The 18,705-nt window shown below is 39.5% G+C and carries 16 protein-coding genes; all 16 read left to right on the forward strand.

Annotation, left to right across the window (positions count from 1 at the left end; genetic code table 11):
- Positions 1 to 21 precede the first annotated feature (21 nt).
- The 16 genes from KJ593_03315 to KJ593_03390 all read left to right on the forward strand — a co-directional run bounded on the left by KJ593_03315 (position 22) and on the right by KJ593_03390 (position 18,592).
- Positions 22 to 708 carry a hypothetical protein gene (locus KJ593_03315; protein ID MBU2540911.1) on the forward strand — a complete coding sequence of 229 codons (687 nt, stop codon included), beginning with the start codon at positions 22 to 24 and terminating at the stop codon, positions 706 to 708.
- Positions 698 to 1,495 carry a hypothetical protein gene (locus tag KJ593_03320; protein MBU2540912.1) on the forward strand — a complete coding sequence of 266 codons (798 nt, stop codon included), beginning with the start codon at positions 698 to 700 and terminating at the stop codon, positions 1,493 to 1,495. The genes KJ593_03315 and KJ593_03320 overlap by 11 nt, the downstream gene beginning before the upstream one ends.
- Entirely contained in the window at positions 1,492 to 2,181 is a 690-nt protein-coding gene (locus KJ593_03325; GenBank protein ID MBU2540913.1) for a metallophosphoesterase, read from the forward strand. The genes KJ593_03320 and KJ593_03325 overlap by 4 nt, the downstream gene beginning before the upstream one ends.
- Positions 2,182 to 2,282: 101 nt before the next feature.
- Positions 2,283 to 2,843, forward strand: a complete 561-nt coding sequence (locus KJ593_03330) for a metallophosphoesterase (protein ID MBU2540914.1) — start codon at positions 2,283 to 2,285, stop codon at positions 2,841 to 2,843.
- Positions 2,840 to 3,307 carry a hypothetical protein gene (locus KJ593_03335; protein ID MBU2540915.1) on the forward strand — a complete coding sequence of 156 codons (468 nt, stop codon included), beginning with the start codon at positions 2,840 to 2,842 and terminating at the stop codon, positions 3,305 to 3,307. The genes KJ593_03330 and KJ593_03335 overlap by 4 nt, the downstream gene beginning before the upstream one ends.
- 26 nt (positions 3,308 to 3,333) lie before the next feature.
- A complete protein-coding gene (locus tag KJ593_03340; protein MBU2540916.1) occupies positions 3,334 to 5,340 on the forward strand; it encodes a type I restriction-modification system subunit M in 2,007 nt (668 codons plus the stop codon).
- Positions 5,340 to 6,059, forward strand: coding sequence for a hypothetical protein (locus KJ593_03345; protein MBU2540917.1), 720 nt, complete (start codon positions 5,340 to 5,342; stop codon positions 6,057 to 6,059). Before KJ593_03340 ends, KJ593_03345 begins: the two co-directional genes overlap by 1 nt.
- 4 nt (positions 6,060 to 6,063) lie before the next feature.
- Positions 6,064 to 7,311 (forward strand): restriction endonuclease subunit S, encoded by a 1,248-nt coding sequence (locus KJ593_03350; protein MBU2540918.1) that lies wholly within the window; start codon positions 6,064 to 6,066, stop codon positions 7,309 to 7,311.
- The gene (locus KJ593_03355) at positions 7,308 to 10,823 is read left to right on the forward strand and encodes a DEAD/DEAH box helicase family protein (GenBank protein MBU2540919.1); all 3,516 of its coding nucleotides are present in this window, start codon (positions 7,308 to 7,310) and stop codon (positions 10,821 to 10,823) included. The genes KJ593_03350 and KJ593_03355 overlap by 4 nt, the downstream gene beginning before the upstream one ends.
- 110 nt (positions 10,824 to 10,933) lie before the next feature.
- Positions 10,934 to 12,196 (forward strand): SIR2 family protein, encoded by a 1,263-nt coding sequence (locus tag KJ593_03360; protein MBU2540920.1) that lies wholly within the window; start codon positions 10,934 to 10,936, stop codon positions 12,194 to 12,196.
- On the forward strand, positions 12,189 to 14,042 hold the full coding sequence (locus tag KJ593_03365; protein ID MBU2540921.1) for an ATP-binding protein: 1,854 nt from the start codon (positions 12,189 to 12,191) through the stop codon (positions 14,040 to 14,042). The genes KJ593_03360 and KJ593_03365 overlap by 8 nt, the downstream gene beginning before the upstream one ends.
- An 82-nt stretch (positions 14,043 to 14,124) precedes the next feature.
- On the forward strand, positions 14,125 to 15,030 hold the full coding sequence (locus KJ593_03370; protein ID MBU2540922.1) for a hypothetical protein: 906 nt from the start codon (positions 14,125 to 14,127) through the stop codon (positions 15,028 to 15,030).
- A gap of 100 nt (positions 15,031 to 15,130) precedes the next feature.
- Positions 15,131 to 15,646, forward strand: a complete 516-nt coding sequence (locus KJ593_03375) for a hypothetical protein (GenBank protein MBU2540923.1) — start codon at positions 15,131 to 15,133, stop codon at positions 15,644 to 15,646.
- A 3-nt stretch (positions 15,647 to 15,649) separates the two neighbouring features.
- On the forward strand, positions 15,650 to 16,489 hold the full coding sequence (locus tag KJ593_03380; protein ID MBU2540924.1) for an SEC-C domain-containing protein: 840 nt from the start codon (positions 15,650 to 15,652) through the stop codon (positions 16,487 to 16,489).
- A 231-nt stretch (positions 16,490 to 16,720) separates the two neighbouring features.
- Positions 16,721 to 17,371, forward strand: a complete 651-nt coding sequence (locus tag KJ593_03385; GenBank protein MBU2540925.1) for an SWIM zinc finger domain-containing protein — start codon at positions 16,721 to 16,723, stop codon at positions 17,369 to 17,371.
- An 18-nt stretch (positions 17,372 to 17,389) separates the two neighbouring features.
- On the forward strand, positions 17,390 to 18,592 hold the full coding sequence (locus tag KJ593_03390; GenBank protein MBU2540926.1) for a hypothetical protein: 1,203 nt from the start codon (positions 17,390 to 17,392) through the stop codon (positions 18,590 to 18,592).
- Positions 18,593 to 18,705 lie beyond the last annotated feature (113 nt).

An 18,705-nucleotide genomic window follows, 5' to 3' on the forward strand; every position in this document is an offset into this window, starting at 1 on the left:
CAATAAAAAGGAGTGAACATTATGAATAACCATACAAATGGAACAAATATTTTTGCCGATAAGGCGACCATTATCTTAAGAAAAATGCTGTCTGATCCTGAAAAGAAATGGGTTACGCGCGACTTTACAGGTGATGACGGGGTAAGCCTTGGAATGGCGCAAGGAGCGCTTGAAGCCATGGAGAAGAAGGGTTATATTGAGCGGGTCAAACGCGGCCCCGATAGCCACGCACTTCTTACGAACAAAGATAAGCTTATCAGCGATTGGGTCGCAGAGTACCAATTTGAATTAAACAAAGTCGATACCTATTATTCTCCGGACAAAAATATCTTATCAAAGCTTAAGGATTATCTACAAGATAAGTCATACGCGCTTACGCTTCATTCCGGAGCCAATCTGATGACTTCCTTTGTAGCCACAGATCAGGTCTATCTGTATTTTTATCCTGAAGACTGGAATAAGGATATTCTCGAGTTGCGCCAACAGCTTGATTTAAAGGAACTCGTAAGGGGCGGTAATGTTCATATTATCCGTCCGTATTACAAAATAAGCGCATTTTATGGCGCCCAGACAATAAAAGGATATAAGGTTGTTTCTAATTTGCAGCTTTATCTGGACCTCTACAACTTTAAACCTCGCGGCCGTGAGCATGCACAACACCTTAAAGAATATCTGCAAGAGAAGGGAAAGAATTTGTATGAATCTTGAGAAAATCGAAGCCGTATTTTTCAATGTGCTTGAAGATATAAGCGATTATCTTCCGGATCTCACCCTTGTTGGAGGGTGGATGCCGTATGTTTACTCAAATTATCTTTGGAAGAAATCAGTTCGCAATCCGGTAGTTACGGTTGACATAGATTTTGGCGTGGATGAATCTGTTAGCGGAAAATATCCAAAGACAATTTTTGAAACACTCTCTTCATTAGATTACAAAGAACGTCATCCGAAGATGGACAGGCTATTTCCTGTTGTGCTGTATAAAGAGAAAATCCCGGTAGAATTTATTACATATCCTGCCGTTGATATTAAGGCAATCGAGAAGATGGTCGGCCAGCAAATTCAGATAAACAAGATAGAAAAATTTGATTTTCTCTTAAAGCACAGGATTCCGGTAAGCATTCAAACTAAAAAAAAGAGCAAAACCTATACTTTGAATTGCCCGAGACCATCAGCTTTTTTATATCACAAGGGCGCAACTTTTATTGATAGAGAGAACCAAGAGAAACAGGCCAAAGATTTATATTATATGTATTTCATTTTGCGCTATGCGCCTGATATTGATGTGATTTTGCAGGAAGTATCCCAGTATAAACAAAAGGGATATTTAGTAAATACCGCGGATAACATAAATAAATTTTTCGAAAGGGTCTCAAGCCAGGGCTGTCTTCTAATAGAGCAGGAAAACGGCCCCGACGAATTCATTCACGACGTGCGGCAGGATATTTTTGATAGATTTAAACGCCTAAGAGATGTATTGCAAGGGACTATCAAGTGAAAGTCTACGCCGTCGGAGATATTCACGGCGCTTACAAGGCGCTCATACAGTGTTTTAAGCGCTCAGAATTCGACTATAAGAAAGACCGCTTGATAGTGATGGGGGATGTTTGCGATGGGTATCCGGACGTTAAACAGTGCATCGATGAACTTTTGAAGATTAAACACTGCGATCTGGTCATTGGCAATCATGATATGTGGGCGCTGGATTGGGCGCTTAAAGGTGATAAGCCGGAGATATGGACAAGCCAGGGCGGTGACCGGACTATGGCCTCTTATAACGGCGGTCCTATGCCGCAGGCGCATATTGATTTCTTGAAGAATGGCCAGCTTTGGATCGAACGCGATGAACAAATCTTTGTGCATGGAGGATTCAATACGGATCTATTACTTAAAAGCCATAGCGTGGATGCTTTGGTCTGGGATAGAACCCTTCTTGATATGGCTTGGAAGATGGAAATAGCTAGCCGTAAACGTCAGTTAGGTAAGTATAAGGATATATTTGTCGGCCATACGACAACAGAGCTTTACAATACACTACAGCCGATTCATGTATGTAATGTCTGGAATATTGATACCGGCGCAGGCTGGTCAGGAAAACTTACGATTATGGATGTTGATACAAAGAAATACTGGCAGTCGGACTTATCACCGGATTTATATGGTGGGACGCCGGATAATTTGTAAATTTTATTCCGGACATTATTTCGGACATTTATCGGCCATTTCGGACAATTGAAAGATGAGCCTAAGGGGACATAAAAGGGACAAATAAGCAGGATCTTATTATGAACTACTGGTGGACAGCAGATTATCACTTTTCGCATTTCAATATCATTCGCTATTGCGAGCGGCCTTTTAAAACGGCTGAAGAAATGAATAGGGTGATTATCCGCAAACATAACGAGAGGGTGAAACCCGAAGATACGGTATTCTTTCTGGGTGATTTTATCTTTAAGGGCGGGAAAGAAGGCGGAGAAGAGAGGTATCGTGAGTTTGAGAAGAAACTAAACGGGAAGTTTATTTTCATCAAGGGTAATCACGACCGTAACAACAGCCTTAAGACGATCATTACAAAGATGTATATTCACTACGGCTCAAAGGATATCTGCATGACGCACCGTCCGGAGAATGCTGACCCGGACGTGCCGCTTAATTTCTGCGGCCATGTTCATCAGCATTACAAGATAAAACGCCTGAATGACAAGTCCTTAATCGTGAACCTTTCGGTTGAGGTTTGGAATTATTATCCGGTCTCATTTAATGAGATAAGCTCCGCTGTTTCAGCGTTTAAGAGGGAAGAAAGAAAAGCTGAGGTGGTTGAGGCTAATACAGGACATAAAGAATGACGAAAAAAACTTTTAGACATTCAGCAGGGTTTGGGAAAAGGATTGAATATTGGGTTATCGGCCTGATGCTTAAAGAAGGGATTGATGTTTATGTGCCTTTAGTCGATGATGATGCGATCGACGCGGTTATAAAGAAACCTGATGGAACGTTTATTGAAGTTCAAATAAAGGCAAGGTCTAAAACCGTTAAAATGGGAGATGGAGCTCTATTTGCGGCCATTACACATGAGGCGCGTAAAGATTATTACTTTGTGTTTTATTCTGAACGCTTGGATACTTTTTGGATAATGTCATCAGAGGAATTCATTAAGGAATCTGTTCAAAATAAATCAGGCAAAAATGCCGGATTAAGATCGATCTGGTTTAATGGTAAACGCAAAAATAAAGAAACAGGCGAGTACAAAGAACATATTCATGAACGTTTCAAAAAATATGTAGTAAAAGATTTCTCAAGATTTAAATAAATTTTTGTGAGGAGAAGAGAAAATCTATGACCATAAATTTTAAAGAAAGAGCAAATTTTATCTGGAGTATTGCTGATCTTCTGCGAGGTGATTATAAGCAGTCGGAATACGGTCGGGTGATTTTGCCGCTCACGGTCCTGCGTCGCTTGGATTGCGTACTTGAACCAACAAAAGAGAAGGTTTTGTCGTATCTTCCACAGGTTAAAAGCTTATCCCCGGGAGCTGCTGAAACCGTTCTAAAGAAAAAGGCGAAGTTGTCTTTCTACAATAAGAGCAAGTTTGATTTTCGAAAGCTAATCGCTGACCCGAATGATATCGCCGCTAATCTCAGAAATTACATCAATGGGTTTTCCAAAAATGCCCGCAGTATCCTAGAACACTTCAATTTTGATGACCATATTGAGCGGCTCGATAAATCTAACCTATTGTATATGGTTGTTAAGCGCTTTGCCGATGTGGATTTGCATCCCGAAGCAGTTGCTAATATTGAAATGGGTTATATTTTTGAGGAGCTTATCCGGAAATTCGCCGATCTTTCCAATGAGACAGCGGGGGAACATTTCACGCCTCGAGAGGTTATCAGGCTTATGGTTAATATCCTTTTTTTAAATGACAAAGAGATTCTTACAAAGAAAGGTATTGTTAAGACGCTCTTTGATCCTGCCTGCGGAACTGGCGGCATGCTTTCCGTGGCAGAAGAGTATCTGCGCGAGCTCAATCCAGATGCGGATCTGCGAGTGTTCGGGCAAGAGCTCAATCCTGAATCGTACGCCATTTGCAACTCTGACATGCTCATCAAGGGACAGAATACGGAGCATATCAAGTTTGGCAATTCCTTCACCCAAGATGGGCTTAAAGACGAAAAATTTGATTATATGTTGAGCAATCCTCCTTTTGGCGTGGAGTGGAAGAAAATTAAAGACGAGATCACCAAAGAATATGAACAATTGGGTTTTTCCGGGCGTTTCGGTGCAGGGCTCCCGCGTATCAGCGACGGTTCATTTCTCTTTCTTCAGCACATGATTTCTAAGATGCGTCCGGAAGATGGCGGCGCACGGCTCGGGATTGTTTTTAACGGATCTCCCTTGTTTTCAGGTGGGGCCGGAAGCGGTGAAAGCGAAATCCGCAAATGGATTATCGAGCATGATATGCTTGAGGCAATTATTGCCTTGCCAGATCAGCTTTTTTATAACACAGGCATATCGACTTACATATGGATAGTTACCAATCGCAAAGAGAAAGAACGCAAAGGCAAAATTCAGCTTATCAATGCGGTTGAGTTTTTTGTCAAAATGGCCCGCAGCCTCGGGAATAAACGCAATGAAATTAGCGATGAGCATATCGCTAAAATTACTAAGATTTACGGAGAGTTTAAGCAGGGAGAATACTGTAAAATATTTCCCAATAAATATTTTGGCTATACGCGCGTAACAGTTGAGAGGCCTTTACGTCTTAATTTCCAGATATCCAAGGAGCGGATGGATAGGCTTAGCGAGCAGAGTGTTTTTATTAATCTCGCTAAGTCTAAGAAGAAAGGCAAAGCTGGTTTGAAGGAAGCTGAAGAAGGCGAAAAACTGCAAAAAGAGATTAAAACTATGCTTTCGCAGATGGACGCATCCAAGGTTTACAAGAACAGACAGCAATTTATAGAGGCTATTGAAGAAGCAATTAACAAAAGGGAACTTAAGGTCAAAGCGCCGGTTATGAAAGCCATCATGGACGCTCTTTGTGAGCGTGATGAAACTGCTGACGTTTGTTTAGATAAAGATGGAAAGCCAGAGTCTGATACAGAATTGCGCGATTGTGAAAATGTTCCCTTGCTTGAGGATATCGATGCCTATTTCAAGCGTGAAGTCCTACCTCATGTGCCGGATGCATGGATGGACAGGAGCAAAGACAAGGTTGGCTATGAGATTAATCTTACCAAAGAGTTTTATAAATACAAACCGTTAAGGTCGCTTGAAGATATTCGCAAAGATATCCTGGCTTTGGAGAAAGAGACCGAAGGACTGATGGATCAGGTGTTGGAATAATGTTTATCAGGAGATTTATAAAAAGTACGCCTAGTTTTTATATTATGGTGATGATACTCCTTGGCGTTATTTGCTTTATTGTGGCCAAATATGTTCACGGAGATCTTAAGTCAAACTTGATAGCTGAGGTCATAGGAGCAGCTATCACGGTTATTATTATCGGTGGCTTATTAAGGATTTGGTATCCCCCACCCACCAAAACGATGTCTAAGTTTTTAATTCCTATGTTGCAGTATTACCTTTTTGGCTATGTGCGTAGTTTAGGATTTTTATTGCAATATCGCTTTGATAATACAGGGTTCAAAGGCATGAGTCCTATTGATCTTAGCACCTATGGTGTTTTCTTGGAGAGAAATCTGAACGGATTAAAACAGCATCTCGAACAGAGAAATAATACGAACTATACGCGAGCTGAATTACAACAGATGAAAAGAATGTTTCAGGCCTTTCATAATGCTATAAACGAATTTGTTATTCGTTACGGGAACCATTTGGACGACGATCTTCTCAATTTGCTCTACCAAATACGGCATATATGCGAGTATCAGGTTTTCTATACAGGTGCCTTCTCATTAGAAAATGAATCGCCTGATGAAGTAGTTTGCATGGGGCAAGATATATCGAATGAGCCTATGAAGAATGTTTTAATATTGATTGAAAAGATAATGACTAAGATTAAAGACGGTACTGTACTCAAAACTGAACCGCTACCCATTTAGTGAAATGAAAAAATATCCGTCATATAAAGATTCGGGAATTGAGTGGATTGGACAAGTGCCAAAGGATTGGCAGGTTAATCGTTTGAAAACGGTTTGCACTTTTACCTATGGAGATTCTTTGACAAATGAGGATCGAGTTGAAGGCGGTATTCCGGTCTTTGGTTCAAATGGAATTGTCGGCTATCACAACAAAGCGATTACGCATAAGCCATGCATTGTCATTGGACGCAAAGGTTCATATGGTAAAGTTAATTTTTCACAAGCAGAGTGTTTCCCTATCGATACTACTTACTTTGTTGACGACCGTTCAGCAAAATGTGATTTGAAATGGCTTAATTATGTTTTGCCGCTTTTAGAGCTCGATAAGTTTTCTAAGGACACTGGGGTTCCGGGGCTTAATCGGGAAGATGCGCATGACAAAAGAGTGCCAGTGCCTGAAAATAATGTTCAAAAAGTTATTGCTGAATATCTCGACCGCAAGACCGCGCAGATTAATGACCTTATTGCTAAGAAAGAGCGGATGATTGAGCTTCTCAAGGAGGAGCGCACAGCGATTATCAATCAGGCGGTTACCAAAGGGCTTGATCCTAACGTGGAGATGAAAGATTCTAACACCGAATGGCTAGGAGAGATTCCGAAGCATTGGGAGGTGAAAAAACTAAAATATCTTGTTGATAAAGTTCAAACAGGAATAACGCCACCTTCAGAACGTACTGACTATTATGATGACGGTGACATTGATTGGTATACGCCAGGCGATTTTCAAGAGTCGATTCGGTTAAAAAATTCTTTTCGAAAAATCAATAGATTAGCTATCGAAGAAGGAGTTGCGAGAATATTCCCGCCGCTCTCTGTCTTATTAATCGGAATTGGAGCTACGTTGGGTAAAGTCGGTATCATTGAAAAGCTATCAAGTTCTAACCAGCAGATAAACGCTATAACATTTTCGGATAAATTCAATCCATTTTTTGGTGTTTACTATTTACAGGCAATAGCTGATACAGTCATAAGTCTTTCAAATGCTTCTACTCTCGCCATTCTGAATCAGACGCAGACGAAAGATATTCTTATGTTGGTGCCACCCTTAGAAGAACAAGGCAAGATTTTTAAATATATTCAATCGGTTGAGCTTAGACATTCCGAAATTGTTAATAAAGAACAAAAGCAGATAGATTTATTAAAAGAATATCGCACTGCTTTGATTTCCGAGGTAGTAACGGGTAAAGTAGATGTTCGGGAGTACGCCGCATGAGCTCAATTACAAACGAAAAAGCTTTTGAAGAAACCATTGAACGAAGCCTAATTGATCATGGAAGCTATGTTAAGGGCGACCCTGATAAATTCAATCGGGATCTTGCAATTGATCAAACAGTCTTGTTTCAGTTTATCAAGGATACTCAGAAGAATGTTTGGGATAGCTTGGCGGCTATTCATGGCGCTGAAGTAGAAAAGAAGTTTTTATATCGTCTTAATCAGGAATTAGATGCACGTGGAATGCTTGATTGTTTGCGTCATGGTATCATCGATTACGGTAAGAAGTTTGCCCTCGCCTATTTTAAACCTGTCAGCAAATTAAATCCCGAAACGCAAAAGCTTTATAATCAGAATATCCTCACTGTTACGCGTCAGGTTCATTACAGCACAAAAGACGAAAGCTCTATTGATATGCTTTTATCTGTAAATGGCCTTCCTGTGGCTACGATTGAGTTAAAAAACCCATTTACTGGCCAGGATGTTGATGATGCCAAGCGGCAATACAAATATGACCGCGATGAGCGGGAACTATTGTTTCAGTTTAAGCAGCGCGCCCTTGTCCATTTTGCCGTGGATACAGATGTTATTTATATGACTACGCGTCTCCAAGGGAGCAAGACAAAATACCTACCTTTTAATAAGGGCTATAACAAAGGTGCCGGAAATCCGCCAAATCCTAATGGGCATAAGACGGCATATTTATGGGAAGAGGTTTTAGTCAAAGATAGCTGGATGGATATTTTAAGCAGGTTTTTGCATTTAGAAGTAGAAGAAAAGGCTTTTGAGGGCAGGAAATTCAAAATTGAAACCATGATCTTCCCCCGTTATCACCAGCTTGATAGCGTTCGACAGCTTTCTATGGATGTAATTACACAGGGCGCCGGAAAGAATTATTTGATTCAGCATAGCGCAGGAAGCGGCAAGAGTAATTCAATCGCATGGCTTGCCTACCATTTGGCTGGCCTTCACGACAAAACCGATAAACGTATATTTGATTCAGTGATTGTGATTACCGACCGTGTTGTTCTTGATAAGCAGTTACAAGATACGATTTATCAATTTGAACATAAATCAGGAGTGGTTGAGAAGATTGATAAAGATTCCGCGCAATTAGCCCAGGCGCTTATCAGCGGAACGAACATTATTATTACTACGCTCCAAAAGTTTCCTTTTGTTTTGGACAAGGTTAGCGATCTTCCCAAGCGCAATTACGCCGTTATTGTTGATGAGGCGCATAGTTCGCAGGGCGGTGAATCCGCTAAGAAAATGAAAGATGTACTTTCTTCAGTTGATAGAGATGAGATTTCGCTTGATGGGACTGATGAAGAAGATGATATAGAAGATACCATTCGCGAATCTATGCTTAAACGGGGCCCCAGGCCGAATCTGAGCTTCTTTGGCTTTACGGCAACACCCAAGGCAAAAACACTGGAATTCTTTGGCCAAAAAGGCATAGATGGTAAACCTCAACCGTTTCATCTTTATTCCATGCGCCAAGCCATTGAGGAGAGGTTTATCCATGATGTCCTTGAGAATTACACTACCTATCAAACGTTTTTTCAACTATCCAAGAAGATTGAAGAAGATCCGAACGTAAACAAGAAAAAGGCTGCCCGTGCGATTGCGCGCTTTTTGACACTCCACCCCTATAACCTGGCTCAGAAAACCGAGGTTATGATTGAGCACTTCCGGCAGGTTACTATGAAAAAGATTGGCGGTAAGGCCAAGGCGATGGTGGTTACAGCTTCGCGCGAGCATGTGGTGCGATATAAGCATGAATTTGATAGATACCTGAAAGAGAAAGGATATAGAGATATTAAGGTTCTTGTCGCTTTCTCAGGGGTAGTTCTTTTGGATGGCATACCGCCAGAATATTCAGAAGAAAGCATGAATAAATATGTCGATAAAGATGGTAAAGAACGGCACATAAAAGAAAAAGAATTGCCGGAGAAATTCTCAACATCAGAATACCAGATATTGCTTGTTGCGGAGAAATATCAAACCGGGTACGATGAGCCGCTTTTGCACACTATGTATGTGGACAAGCGCCTTGATGGCGTTAAGGCTGTGCAGACCATGAGTCGTTTAAATCGAATCTGTCCGGGCAAAGAAGATACTTTCATCTTGGATTTTGTTAATAAGCGAGAGGATATTTTAGCGGCTTTTCAGCCATATTATGAGCAGACACAATTAAGCGATGTAACCGATCCGAACAAGCTTTATGATCTTAAGGCCAAGCTGGATTCGTTTAAGGTGATATACCAGTCAGATGTTGACGCTTTTTGCGCCGTATTCTTCAAAAATAAAGAATTACAGACAAAACGCGAGCATGCTCAATTAAATTCAATAGTAGATGTGGCGGTTGAGCGGTTTAAGGCAATAGAGAAAGACGAGCATAAAGAGGATTTTATCAATACACTGGGTGTTTTTGTCCGCCTGTATGCGTTTTTGGCGCAGATTATGCCGTTCCAAGATATTGAGCTTGAGAAATTCTACGCTTATTCTCGTCTTTTACTGAAGAAACTTCCGGGGTCTGACCGGGGTGAAAGATATCACCTCGGTGATGAGGTCGCGCTTGAGTATTACCGTTTGCAGAAAATAGCTGATGGCAAGATTCAATTGCAAAAGGGTTCAGGTGCGGCTATTGAGCCGATTTCAGAAGCTGGAACGAGAAAGGATAAAGAAGAATATGCTCACCTATCTGAAATAATCAAACTTCTCAATGAACGGTTTGGAACTGATTTTACCGAAGCCGATAAGCTATTCTTTGATCAGATTGAAGAAGAGATGGTTATGGATGAAAAACTTGGCGTCCAAGCCAAGACCAACACGATAGATAATTTCAAATACGGCTTTGAGGATGTGTTTATTGCAAAGCTTGTTGACCGGATGGATCAGAATCAGGATATCTTCAATAAGATTATGGATGACAAGGCTTTTGCGGTAGTTGTGAAGGATTATTTATTGAAGAAGGTCTATAAGCGATTAAATATTGAAGAAGATGTTGTAAGAGAAGCCGAATCGTTTTTGAGTGATTTGGTTCCCGATGATGAGATAACGCAAGATCAGAAAAAGTCGCATGTTCGAGTCTGCACTCTTCAAGCCGTAGCAACTTCATTTACTGAACAGCGAACGCCCGAAGTAATTGGCTGGAAACGCTTGGATGGCGTCTTTAAACTCAATAAAGATATGTTTATCGCTAAAGTCGTTGGCAAGTCGATGGAGCCGACTATTAAAGACGGCAGTTGGTGTTTATTCCGCCCGGATCAGGGCGGAAGTCGTAACGGTAAGATTGTATTAGTGGAATCGCGGCATATTACTGATCCCGAGACGATGAAAAGTTATACGATTAAGCGTTATTTTAGCGAAAAAGCGGTAACTGAAGATACGTTTCAACATGTAAAAATCATCTTACGCCCAGATAATAAAGATTTTCAAGATATCGTTTTGGAGAATGTTCAAGAGGGCGACTTCCACGTTGTAGCGGAGTTTGTGAAGGTGATTAGTTAAAGAAATTCGTTTAAAGAAAAATCGAGGGATATAATACTTATTTATTTTACAATTAAGTATTGCGTCTACGTAATTTTCCTTGAGAAGTCAATTTGTTAGGAGGCTAAAAAATGAATAGTGCAATTGAAACTTTTTATTCAGATTTAAGGCGCTTGAAAGAAGGAAAGTTGGCCATATTTTTCGGTGCGGGATCGAGTTATGATTATGGAATTCCCACTATGGAAGAAATGGCGAAGATGCTAATTGAAGAATTAAAAAATGGTACAAGTAAAATTTTTGATAAAGATACATGCACAGTTTTAAATTCAATTATTGGTTTATCAACTAAAGATAGCGAGGGCGAGAGTAAAAAGCAAAAAAATAGTTCACAATGGAATATTGAAGATTTATTGACACGATTACATCGTATTCAAGAAGCTATAGGCGATGAAGGGTCTCCTTTCCCAAAGGTTAATGCTACTATTGGTTCATCTGATTTTTCGAAAGATGAGATTAAACATGCTGAGTCAAAATTAGTTGAGTTTATGGTCAAATGCTATCAGCTAGACATCGTTGACAAAACCTCACATGGTGTCAAATCGATAGAATATCTGTCTAACTTTTTTGAGTGCTTGGGGGGTTTTTATAATTCAATTTCTGTTTTTACAACTAATAACGATCTGTGTATTGAGACAGCTCTGCTTCAGCTTTCACAGAGACCTAAAAATACTCAAAAGAAAACTTTTTACTTAATAGATGGATTTTCTCATGGTGCGCTACCAATATTTTCGATGACTAATTTTTCAATTGTACCTCCCACTCAATCTAATCGTGTAGTTGTATATTTATGGAAATTGCACGGTTCAATAGATTGGACATATACTTGCCCATTAACAGATAATGAGGACGAGAAAACAGAAAATACTAAGTTTCACGACGATTCTATTATTTGTAGATATATCGACCCTGATATGTGGAGAAAATTTCAAAAAGCCGGAGCTATTTCCAAAGCATCTTCGTTAGATCAATCAAAAATAATGATTTTCCCGACACCATCTAAATATTCTCAGACTTATAACAACCCATATATGGATCTATATCAAGCTTTTCGCCGAACACTAGAGACTTGCGAACTTCTACTAGCAGTTGGCACTAGCTTTCCAGATAGTCATATAAATTCAGCAGTGAAATCGTTTATTAATCGTGATAATACCCAACTTTACGTAGTTGATCCTGAAGTAACATGTGAATCTATTCATAAGCTATTTGGTAAATGTAATTCCATACAGCCGATCATCAAGTCAGGATTTAAAGATTTTATTCAAGAGGTCCGCAATATCGAATTAATGCGAGAAAAAGAAAGCCCAAAAGAAGGAAGGGATAATAATGAGTAAACGTATAGGTGAAATATTAGCTGTAAGCGGTGTAAATGTCACAATAGAAGCAGACCCAAGCTTAAGCGATTTGCATGTTCGGCACGCTGGAAAAACATATTCTGTTGGGCAACCTGGTTCATATCTTCTTGTTGATCGTGGGCATGATAAACATCTTATTTTAGTAACAACTGTTCGTAAGATGCGTTGGTCTTCTGCGTCGCAGAATTCTGAAATTTCTTCTTCTGATAATATGCGAGAAGGTCTTCCCAAAGGTAATTTCCCATATTTACCCAAAGCGCCTGAATTGATTGATCGGACGCTTATCGATGGACTTCTCGTAGGTTCAATTATCGGGAGGCGATTTGAGATAGGTGTTACACACCTGCCGATAGTGGGGGATAGTGTTACCCTTGCTCTTCAGGAACATCTTTCAATAGCACTAGCCCCTGATAAAGATCGACACACAGTTTCAATTGGGACCTTTGTTGATTCGAATATCTCTGTCCATCTAGACTTAGACGATCTTTGTGGTAAACATTCAGCAATTGTAGGCACGACTGGTTGCGGAAAATCTTACACCGTCGCACGCTTATTGCAAGAGCTAGTATGTAAATATCCCAGTGCAAATATTATTGTGTTTGATCTGCATGGTGAATATCGTAAATGTTTTGAGCATTCAAATTATATACGGGCAGATAAACTTACACTTCCCGCATGGTTGCACTCGTTCGAAAACTTATTTGATCTGTGTGCCGATTTAAGTAATCAGTTTAACATTCATAATCAACGATGGGCTTTTCGAGACGGCATATTTCAGCTTAAACAAAGATATTGCAAGGATATTTTAAAGGACGAATCCCTATCAAAGAATATCGATTTAGATTCGCCTATCCCTTTTGATTTTGAGCATTTAGTTAATTATTTAAAAAACTTGAATAATGAAACCAGAAAATCTGACGATGATAAGCCAGCTTATGCAACTGCTGGCGATCATGATTTATTTAAGGAACTCATTGAATATTTGCCAAAAAAACGAGGGAGTATAGCCGCTGGCCCTCTAAATGGAGAGTTAGATCGGCAAGTATTAAGAGTCGAGGCGAGATTTAAGGATCCTAGATATGCTTTTATGTTTCAATATGAAAAACCTAAAGAAGGGGATCTTGAAAGACTAGTGCGACAAGTATCAGGTCTTATACTCGATTCTCCCTTACCTATCACGGTTTATGACCTTAGTTATCTTCCTTCGGAAACAGTTGGAACAGTTGTAGCTACGATATCGCGTATTATTTTTCAAGTCTATTTTCTAGCCAAGCGTCGTGAGTTTGTCCCAACGCTTATTGTTTTCGAAGAAGCACATAATTACATATCTCATAGATCTCGCAGTGCTTATGGTGATGCTCGTGAGGCTGCTGAAAGAATTGCAAAAGAGGGCCGTAAATTTGGAATAGGCATGCTGGCAGTAAGCCAGCGTCCTAGTGAACTTAGTGAGACTTTATTGAGTCAATGCAATACATTCTTATGCATGCGGCTTGCTAATTCTGTTGATAAAAATCACATTTTGTCCTTATTGCCTGACTCAATGAGTAATTTAGTAGATATTTTACCTATTTTGCCACGAGGGCATATTTTAGCAGTTGGGCAAGCTACAAAAATGCCGGTACGGACAATTGTTACTAAAATAGAAAATAAAAATAATGAGCCCGATAGTGATGATCCGCCATTTGGAAAAAAATGGAGTGGGGATATTACGAAAAGAAGTATTCCTGATATAGAAAAAATATGCGATATGTGGATAAGGTCAGAAAAACAAGACACGGATGATATTGCTTCAAAGACAAAAAATTTATCGAGCGAGAAAAAATAATATAACTATGCGATGATTTTAAAGGAAACTACCAGTAGACCAAGGTTTTTGTGAGCAGACCGAAAACTGTAATAAATGCACAATGAAAGATAAAATTTTAGAAAACGCAATTGATTTTAACCAGAAAGGAATGAAATATTACGTAGGAGAAGATATGAAACATTCTCTGCTAAATGTAGCTGTTGCAGCGGAATTATTAGGGAAAGCTTTTTTGGTAGGTATAAATTCTTGTTTGATCATTGATAGAGATTTTGATTCTTTTTTACATATATGTGGAGAAGGTAAGCATGCAAAGAAAAGTCCTGCAAGTATTCGAACGATTGGAGCTAAAGAAGTATTTAGTCGTTGTGCCCAGATTGTTCCCAAGCTAAAAGACTACGACGTAGAAATGAGTTTGTTGGCTGATTTTAGAAGCGGTGTTCTTCATTTGGCAGAACACGAGAAAGAGTTTACAAAGAAAGTTTTCCTCCCTTATTTAAAGTTTGTAAAGATATTGTTAGAAGCCATGAAATTATCTTTAAGCGACTATTTTGGTGAATTCGCGCAACTTGTTGAAACTAGTATCAAGGAGGCTACGAAAGAAGTTGACATTAAAGTCGAACGGCTTATTGCTAAGGCGAAGATCAGCTTTAAAGAGAGATTTGAGGATGTGGAAGCGCCAGTGAAAAGAAATATAATCAAAAGTATAATCGACAATTATGTTCTATCGCAGTATGAAGAAGAATTAACCGAATGTCCCGCTTGTGAAAACGATGCAGTTGTGACGGGATCTCATGAGGTCACGGATTGGGATGTTGATTTTGATCGTTACGGGAATCCAGAAGGGGCATATCCAATCGTCAAATTATATGCGACCTCTTTTAGATGTAATGTTTGTGGTTTAAAACTCAATACTTCCGAAGAATTAGAGTCTGCGGGCATTGATACTATTGTGCGTTTAGAAAATGTCAACCCAGCAGATTTTTACGATCCCGACAACACTTTCTAAATGATTTTCATAGGTAAAATTGTAGAAAAAAATAAAATTTTTCGAATGTCTTCTGATGAAGGCGTATCGAGAGAATAATTTGCAAAATATGGAGGAAGCTATGAATACAAATTTTGATCAACCCTTCGATTTTAAGGTATCCGATTCATCTGAAAATTTTGATACTTGGATTAATCGTGAATACATACCTGCTGAATCGAGAACATTGTTACGTAACGCCAACATTCTTTTTGTCCCTCATGAGAATTTTCACGAACAGAAAGTTCCTGTGTTTCCTCACAAAACTGAGGAAGTCTTTCATTTTCTTCGAAGGCATGCCCCTAAAGGGATTAATGTCGACATCTGTATTGCAGATGATGATTATAAGGAAGTTGTCCTCCATTCTGCTTTAATTATTTTTGGAAGTATAGTTGTATCGGCGATAGCACTTCCTGTTCTTAAGGATTTACTGTCGGAATATTTGAAACAGAAATTATTTAACAAGTCTAACAGCAATATTAAAGTTTCATTGACCGTTGTTAATACTTCTGGTAAAGGGAAGCAGTTTGATTATGAAGGGCCTATTGAAAATTTCGATAAAGTGGTTGCCAAAATCCAACGGGCTGGAGAGAAATAATCTATGGACACTGAAGCAATTAAGCAATTTTTGAATGATGTCCATCAGAGACATAAGGATTATGATTATACAAAAGTTAAATCGGTGTTACAGGAATTAAAACGAGGATTCGTTGCTACTAATAAACAGGATGAGGCCAAAGAAGTATGGTGTTATGAGCAAACAATAAATGCTCAAAAGAATTTTATGGAAGCTTACAAAGCATTAAAACAAGAAAAGTTTTATGAGGCTTGGTGTATTTTGGAAAAATGCGAGATTGCCCTTTTGTATTTAAAACCGCATTTTTATCAACGGTTTTCGGAATATTCTTTGGATTTTATCGAAAATCATGCGCGAATGTTACAATCATTGTATCCATATAAACTCTTTATAAGTCCAGAGATGCTTATCCATCATTACAAATGCAGTATATGCGATCAAAGAGTCGTTCTTCGGAATCCGTGTAGACATGAAGTTGGAGAGATTTATAATGGCGAGATGTGCGTAAGAATCATAGACGGAATTGAGTTTCTAGGCTCAGCTTTTGTAACAAATCCTGTTCAAAAGTACTCAGTTCCGTTTTTGACCGATCAACAGACAGGTAAGACAGTAGATCCATATAATTATAACCTAGTAAAATTTTTAATTGAGAAGCTGTCTACACCATTTGATGATTGGAGCTTGAAATGGACGAAAAAGCTTCATCCGCATTCAAAATTTAAACATCTTAGTAGGAATGACAAATGTCCATGCGCTTCGGGGAAGAAATATAAGCAATGTTGCCTTAATAAAAAAGGAGTGCTAATGGATCATTGTATATTTTCTATTCCTGGAATAGAAGGTTGTGAAGAAAGGATTCTTTAGGAAAATCAATAAAAGGCAATTGTAGAGATTTGCGTTACATCTAAACAGGATAGGTTATAAAAATAAGGGGGTAATTTTAAGCTTTTAGCAACAGGCGCTTGGTTTCATTTCGGCGTTCTTTCTCGCGGGAGACCAATCTTTATGAGCACAACCTACGACCTCAACAAAATAAAATTCGCTACCGATGAAGCGACGTTCAAACGTGCGGTGGGGTTATATGAGGGCGGCAAGGTGACGGAGGTTGAGGAGGCCTTAGGTGATTGGACAGCCATTGTGCTTGGGATTAAGCCGTACCGGGTTTCTGTGTCAGGGCGTAATTACAAGCATAGCCATTGCACCTGTTATGTTGGAGAAAAAGGCACGCTTTGTAAGCACATGGTTGCTTTGGCAATCCATGCGGTTATGGGAGGGAAGCCATTGGACGATAAGGATAAAGAGCTTTCTTGTGGGATTGAATACAGCGGGCGTCGCGGTGTGCTGAATAAGGAAGAATTAGAAGCGCTTAAGAAAGCTGTTACTGAATCTATGCGATATATAAAGCCTTACCGGGGGCCCTCACGCACCTGGTTTGCTAATCAGGATTCTTTACGGGAAGGATGCAACCGGTTGTCAGCCGTTATTTCTAGCCTGCCGGTTAACAAGCAGGTGGTTGATATCTTGGTCAAATTGCTTTTGCGCTTGGAAAGGAAGCTAAGTGTCGGAGGAGTGGACGATTCAAACGGTATTGTGGGAGGATTAGCCGGTGAATTAGTGGCTCTGCTTGAAGGATTCACAAAAATAGATCCGTCATGTATTGATTCCTTTGAACCGCTTTGCGGGAAAGAGTATTGTTTCGGTTGGGAAGATCCACTTGTCCGTATTTTTGACGAGAGAGTTAAATAAGAATAATTGAGAGAAGAGATGGCTGAAGAAGTGATGGGAAAAGATTTAACAGAGAATGTCCAAGAATTGGCCGAGGCGTGGTATAAGGGCGAGTTTGACTTAGGATATTACAACTTTTATATCTGCACCGCGACCGAAGGATTGATTCAGAAATGCAAGGACGAGCATAAGATTAAGGTGTCGCGTTCGGATATAGAAGATATGTGCAAGCTGGACCTGCTTGAGTTCATATTGGATAAAAAAGACGGGAAAAAGATGTTTCCTCAGTTTATAGCTGACAGGGTAGCGTTTATAAAGGAATTACAGGCAAATCTTAATTATCCGGTTCCAAGGTTACAGCAGATTATCGCTTATGAGAACGAGTCGCTGCCGTATTCAAACGAGGCATGTGATTTCTATTATGCTGACAGAAAGAATATTATGACCTGGCTTATTAAGAGGCTTAAATTTGAGATAAATGGCAGGAAAGAGTACTTGAAGGCGCTTGATGCGATTAATAAAAAATACGCTGATGATGTAAAAAAGAAAAGAATAAAAAGAGTGATTGCTGATTTGGTTAAAAATGCAGAGGCAAGTATTGTCACCATTGAAGAGGTTGTCACCGAGTTAGCAAAGTGGAAATGGAAGGGCTTATCCAAACAGCAGAAGGATGAAGTGGTAAAAGTTGTTTTTGAACAACAGCTTTACGATGAGCGTGAGCGCATATCTGATATGAAGCACTATTATAATAAGATATTATCGGGATACAGCCCTCAAGTTGAGTTTAAAAAGCCTGAGACAGCAAAGGAGCGGTTGGATTTTAGGCAAATTAACTGGGAGGAAACAATCGAGTCCGTTAAGATGTACTCGCAGTTTATCGATTTTTTCGCGACTCCGTATTTCTCTGTGGAAATTGATAGGAAAGCAATCACTATAAAGATAACAAATCCTAAGGAAGTGAGCACTCCCTTAAAAGGCGCGATAGATAAAATTTACACTATTTTTAAAAGCCGTTTTGGATACAGGCGAAAAGGATGGGGAGAGCGTTCAGGGAAAAAGCAACTTATGGAGCAGCGCAACGAGAAGCTGAGAAAGCTTTACTCAATGATGCGCAAAGAGAAACCAAATGTAGCCAGCGGGATTTTGATTGACCGGCTTATCGAAGAAACAAAAAAGACGGAGATCCCAGTTTTGACCACCGAAAGGATAAAGAGAATTATTTATACAAAGAATATGTCGTAAACTCTCGCGCTTATTCTCGCATATGCGTGTAAATTTATTATAGTTTACGACATATCCAGAGAAGCTTTTTTAGGGTATAGTCCCTGTAGGAATAAAAACCTGCAGGGATTTTT

Source organism: Candidatus Omnitrophota bacterium, assembly GCA_018830005.1.
Classification (GTDB): Bacteria; Omnitrophota; Gorgyraeia; order JAHJTE01; family JAHJTE01; genus JAHJTE01.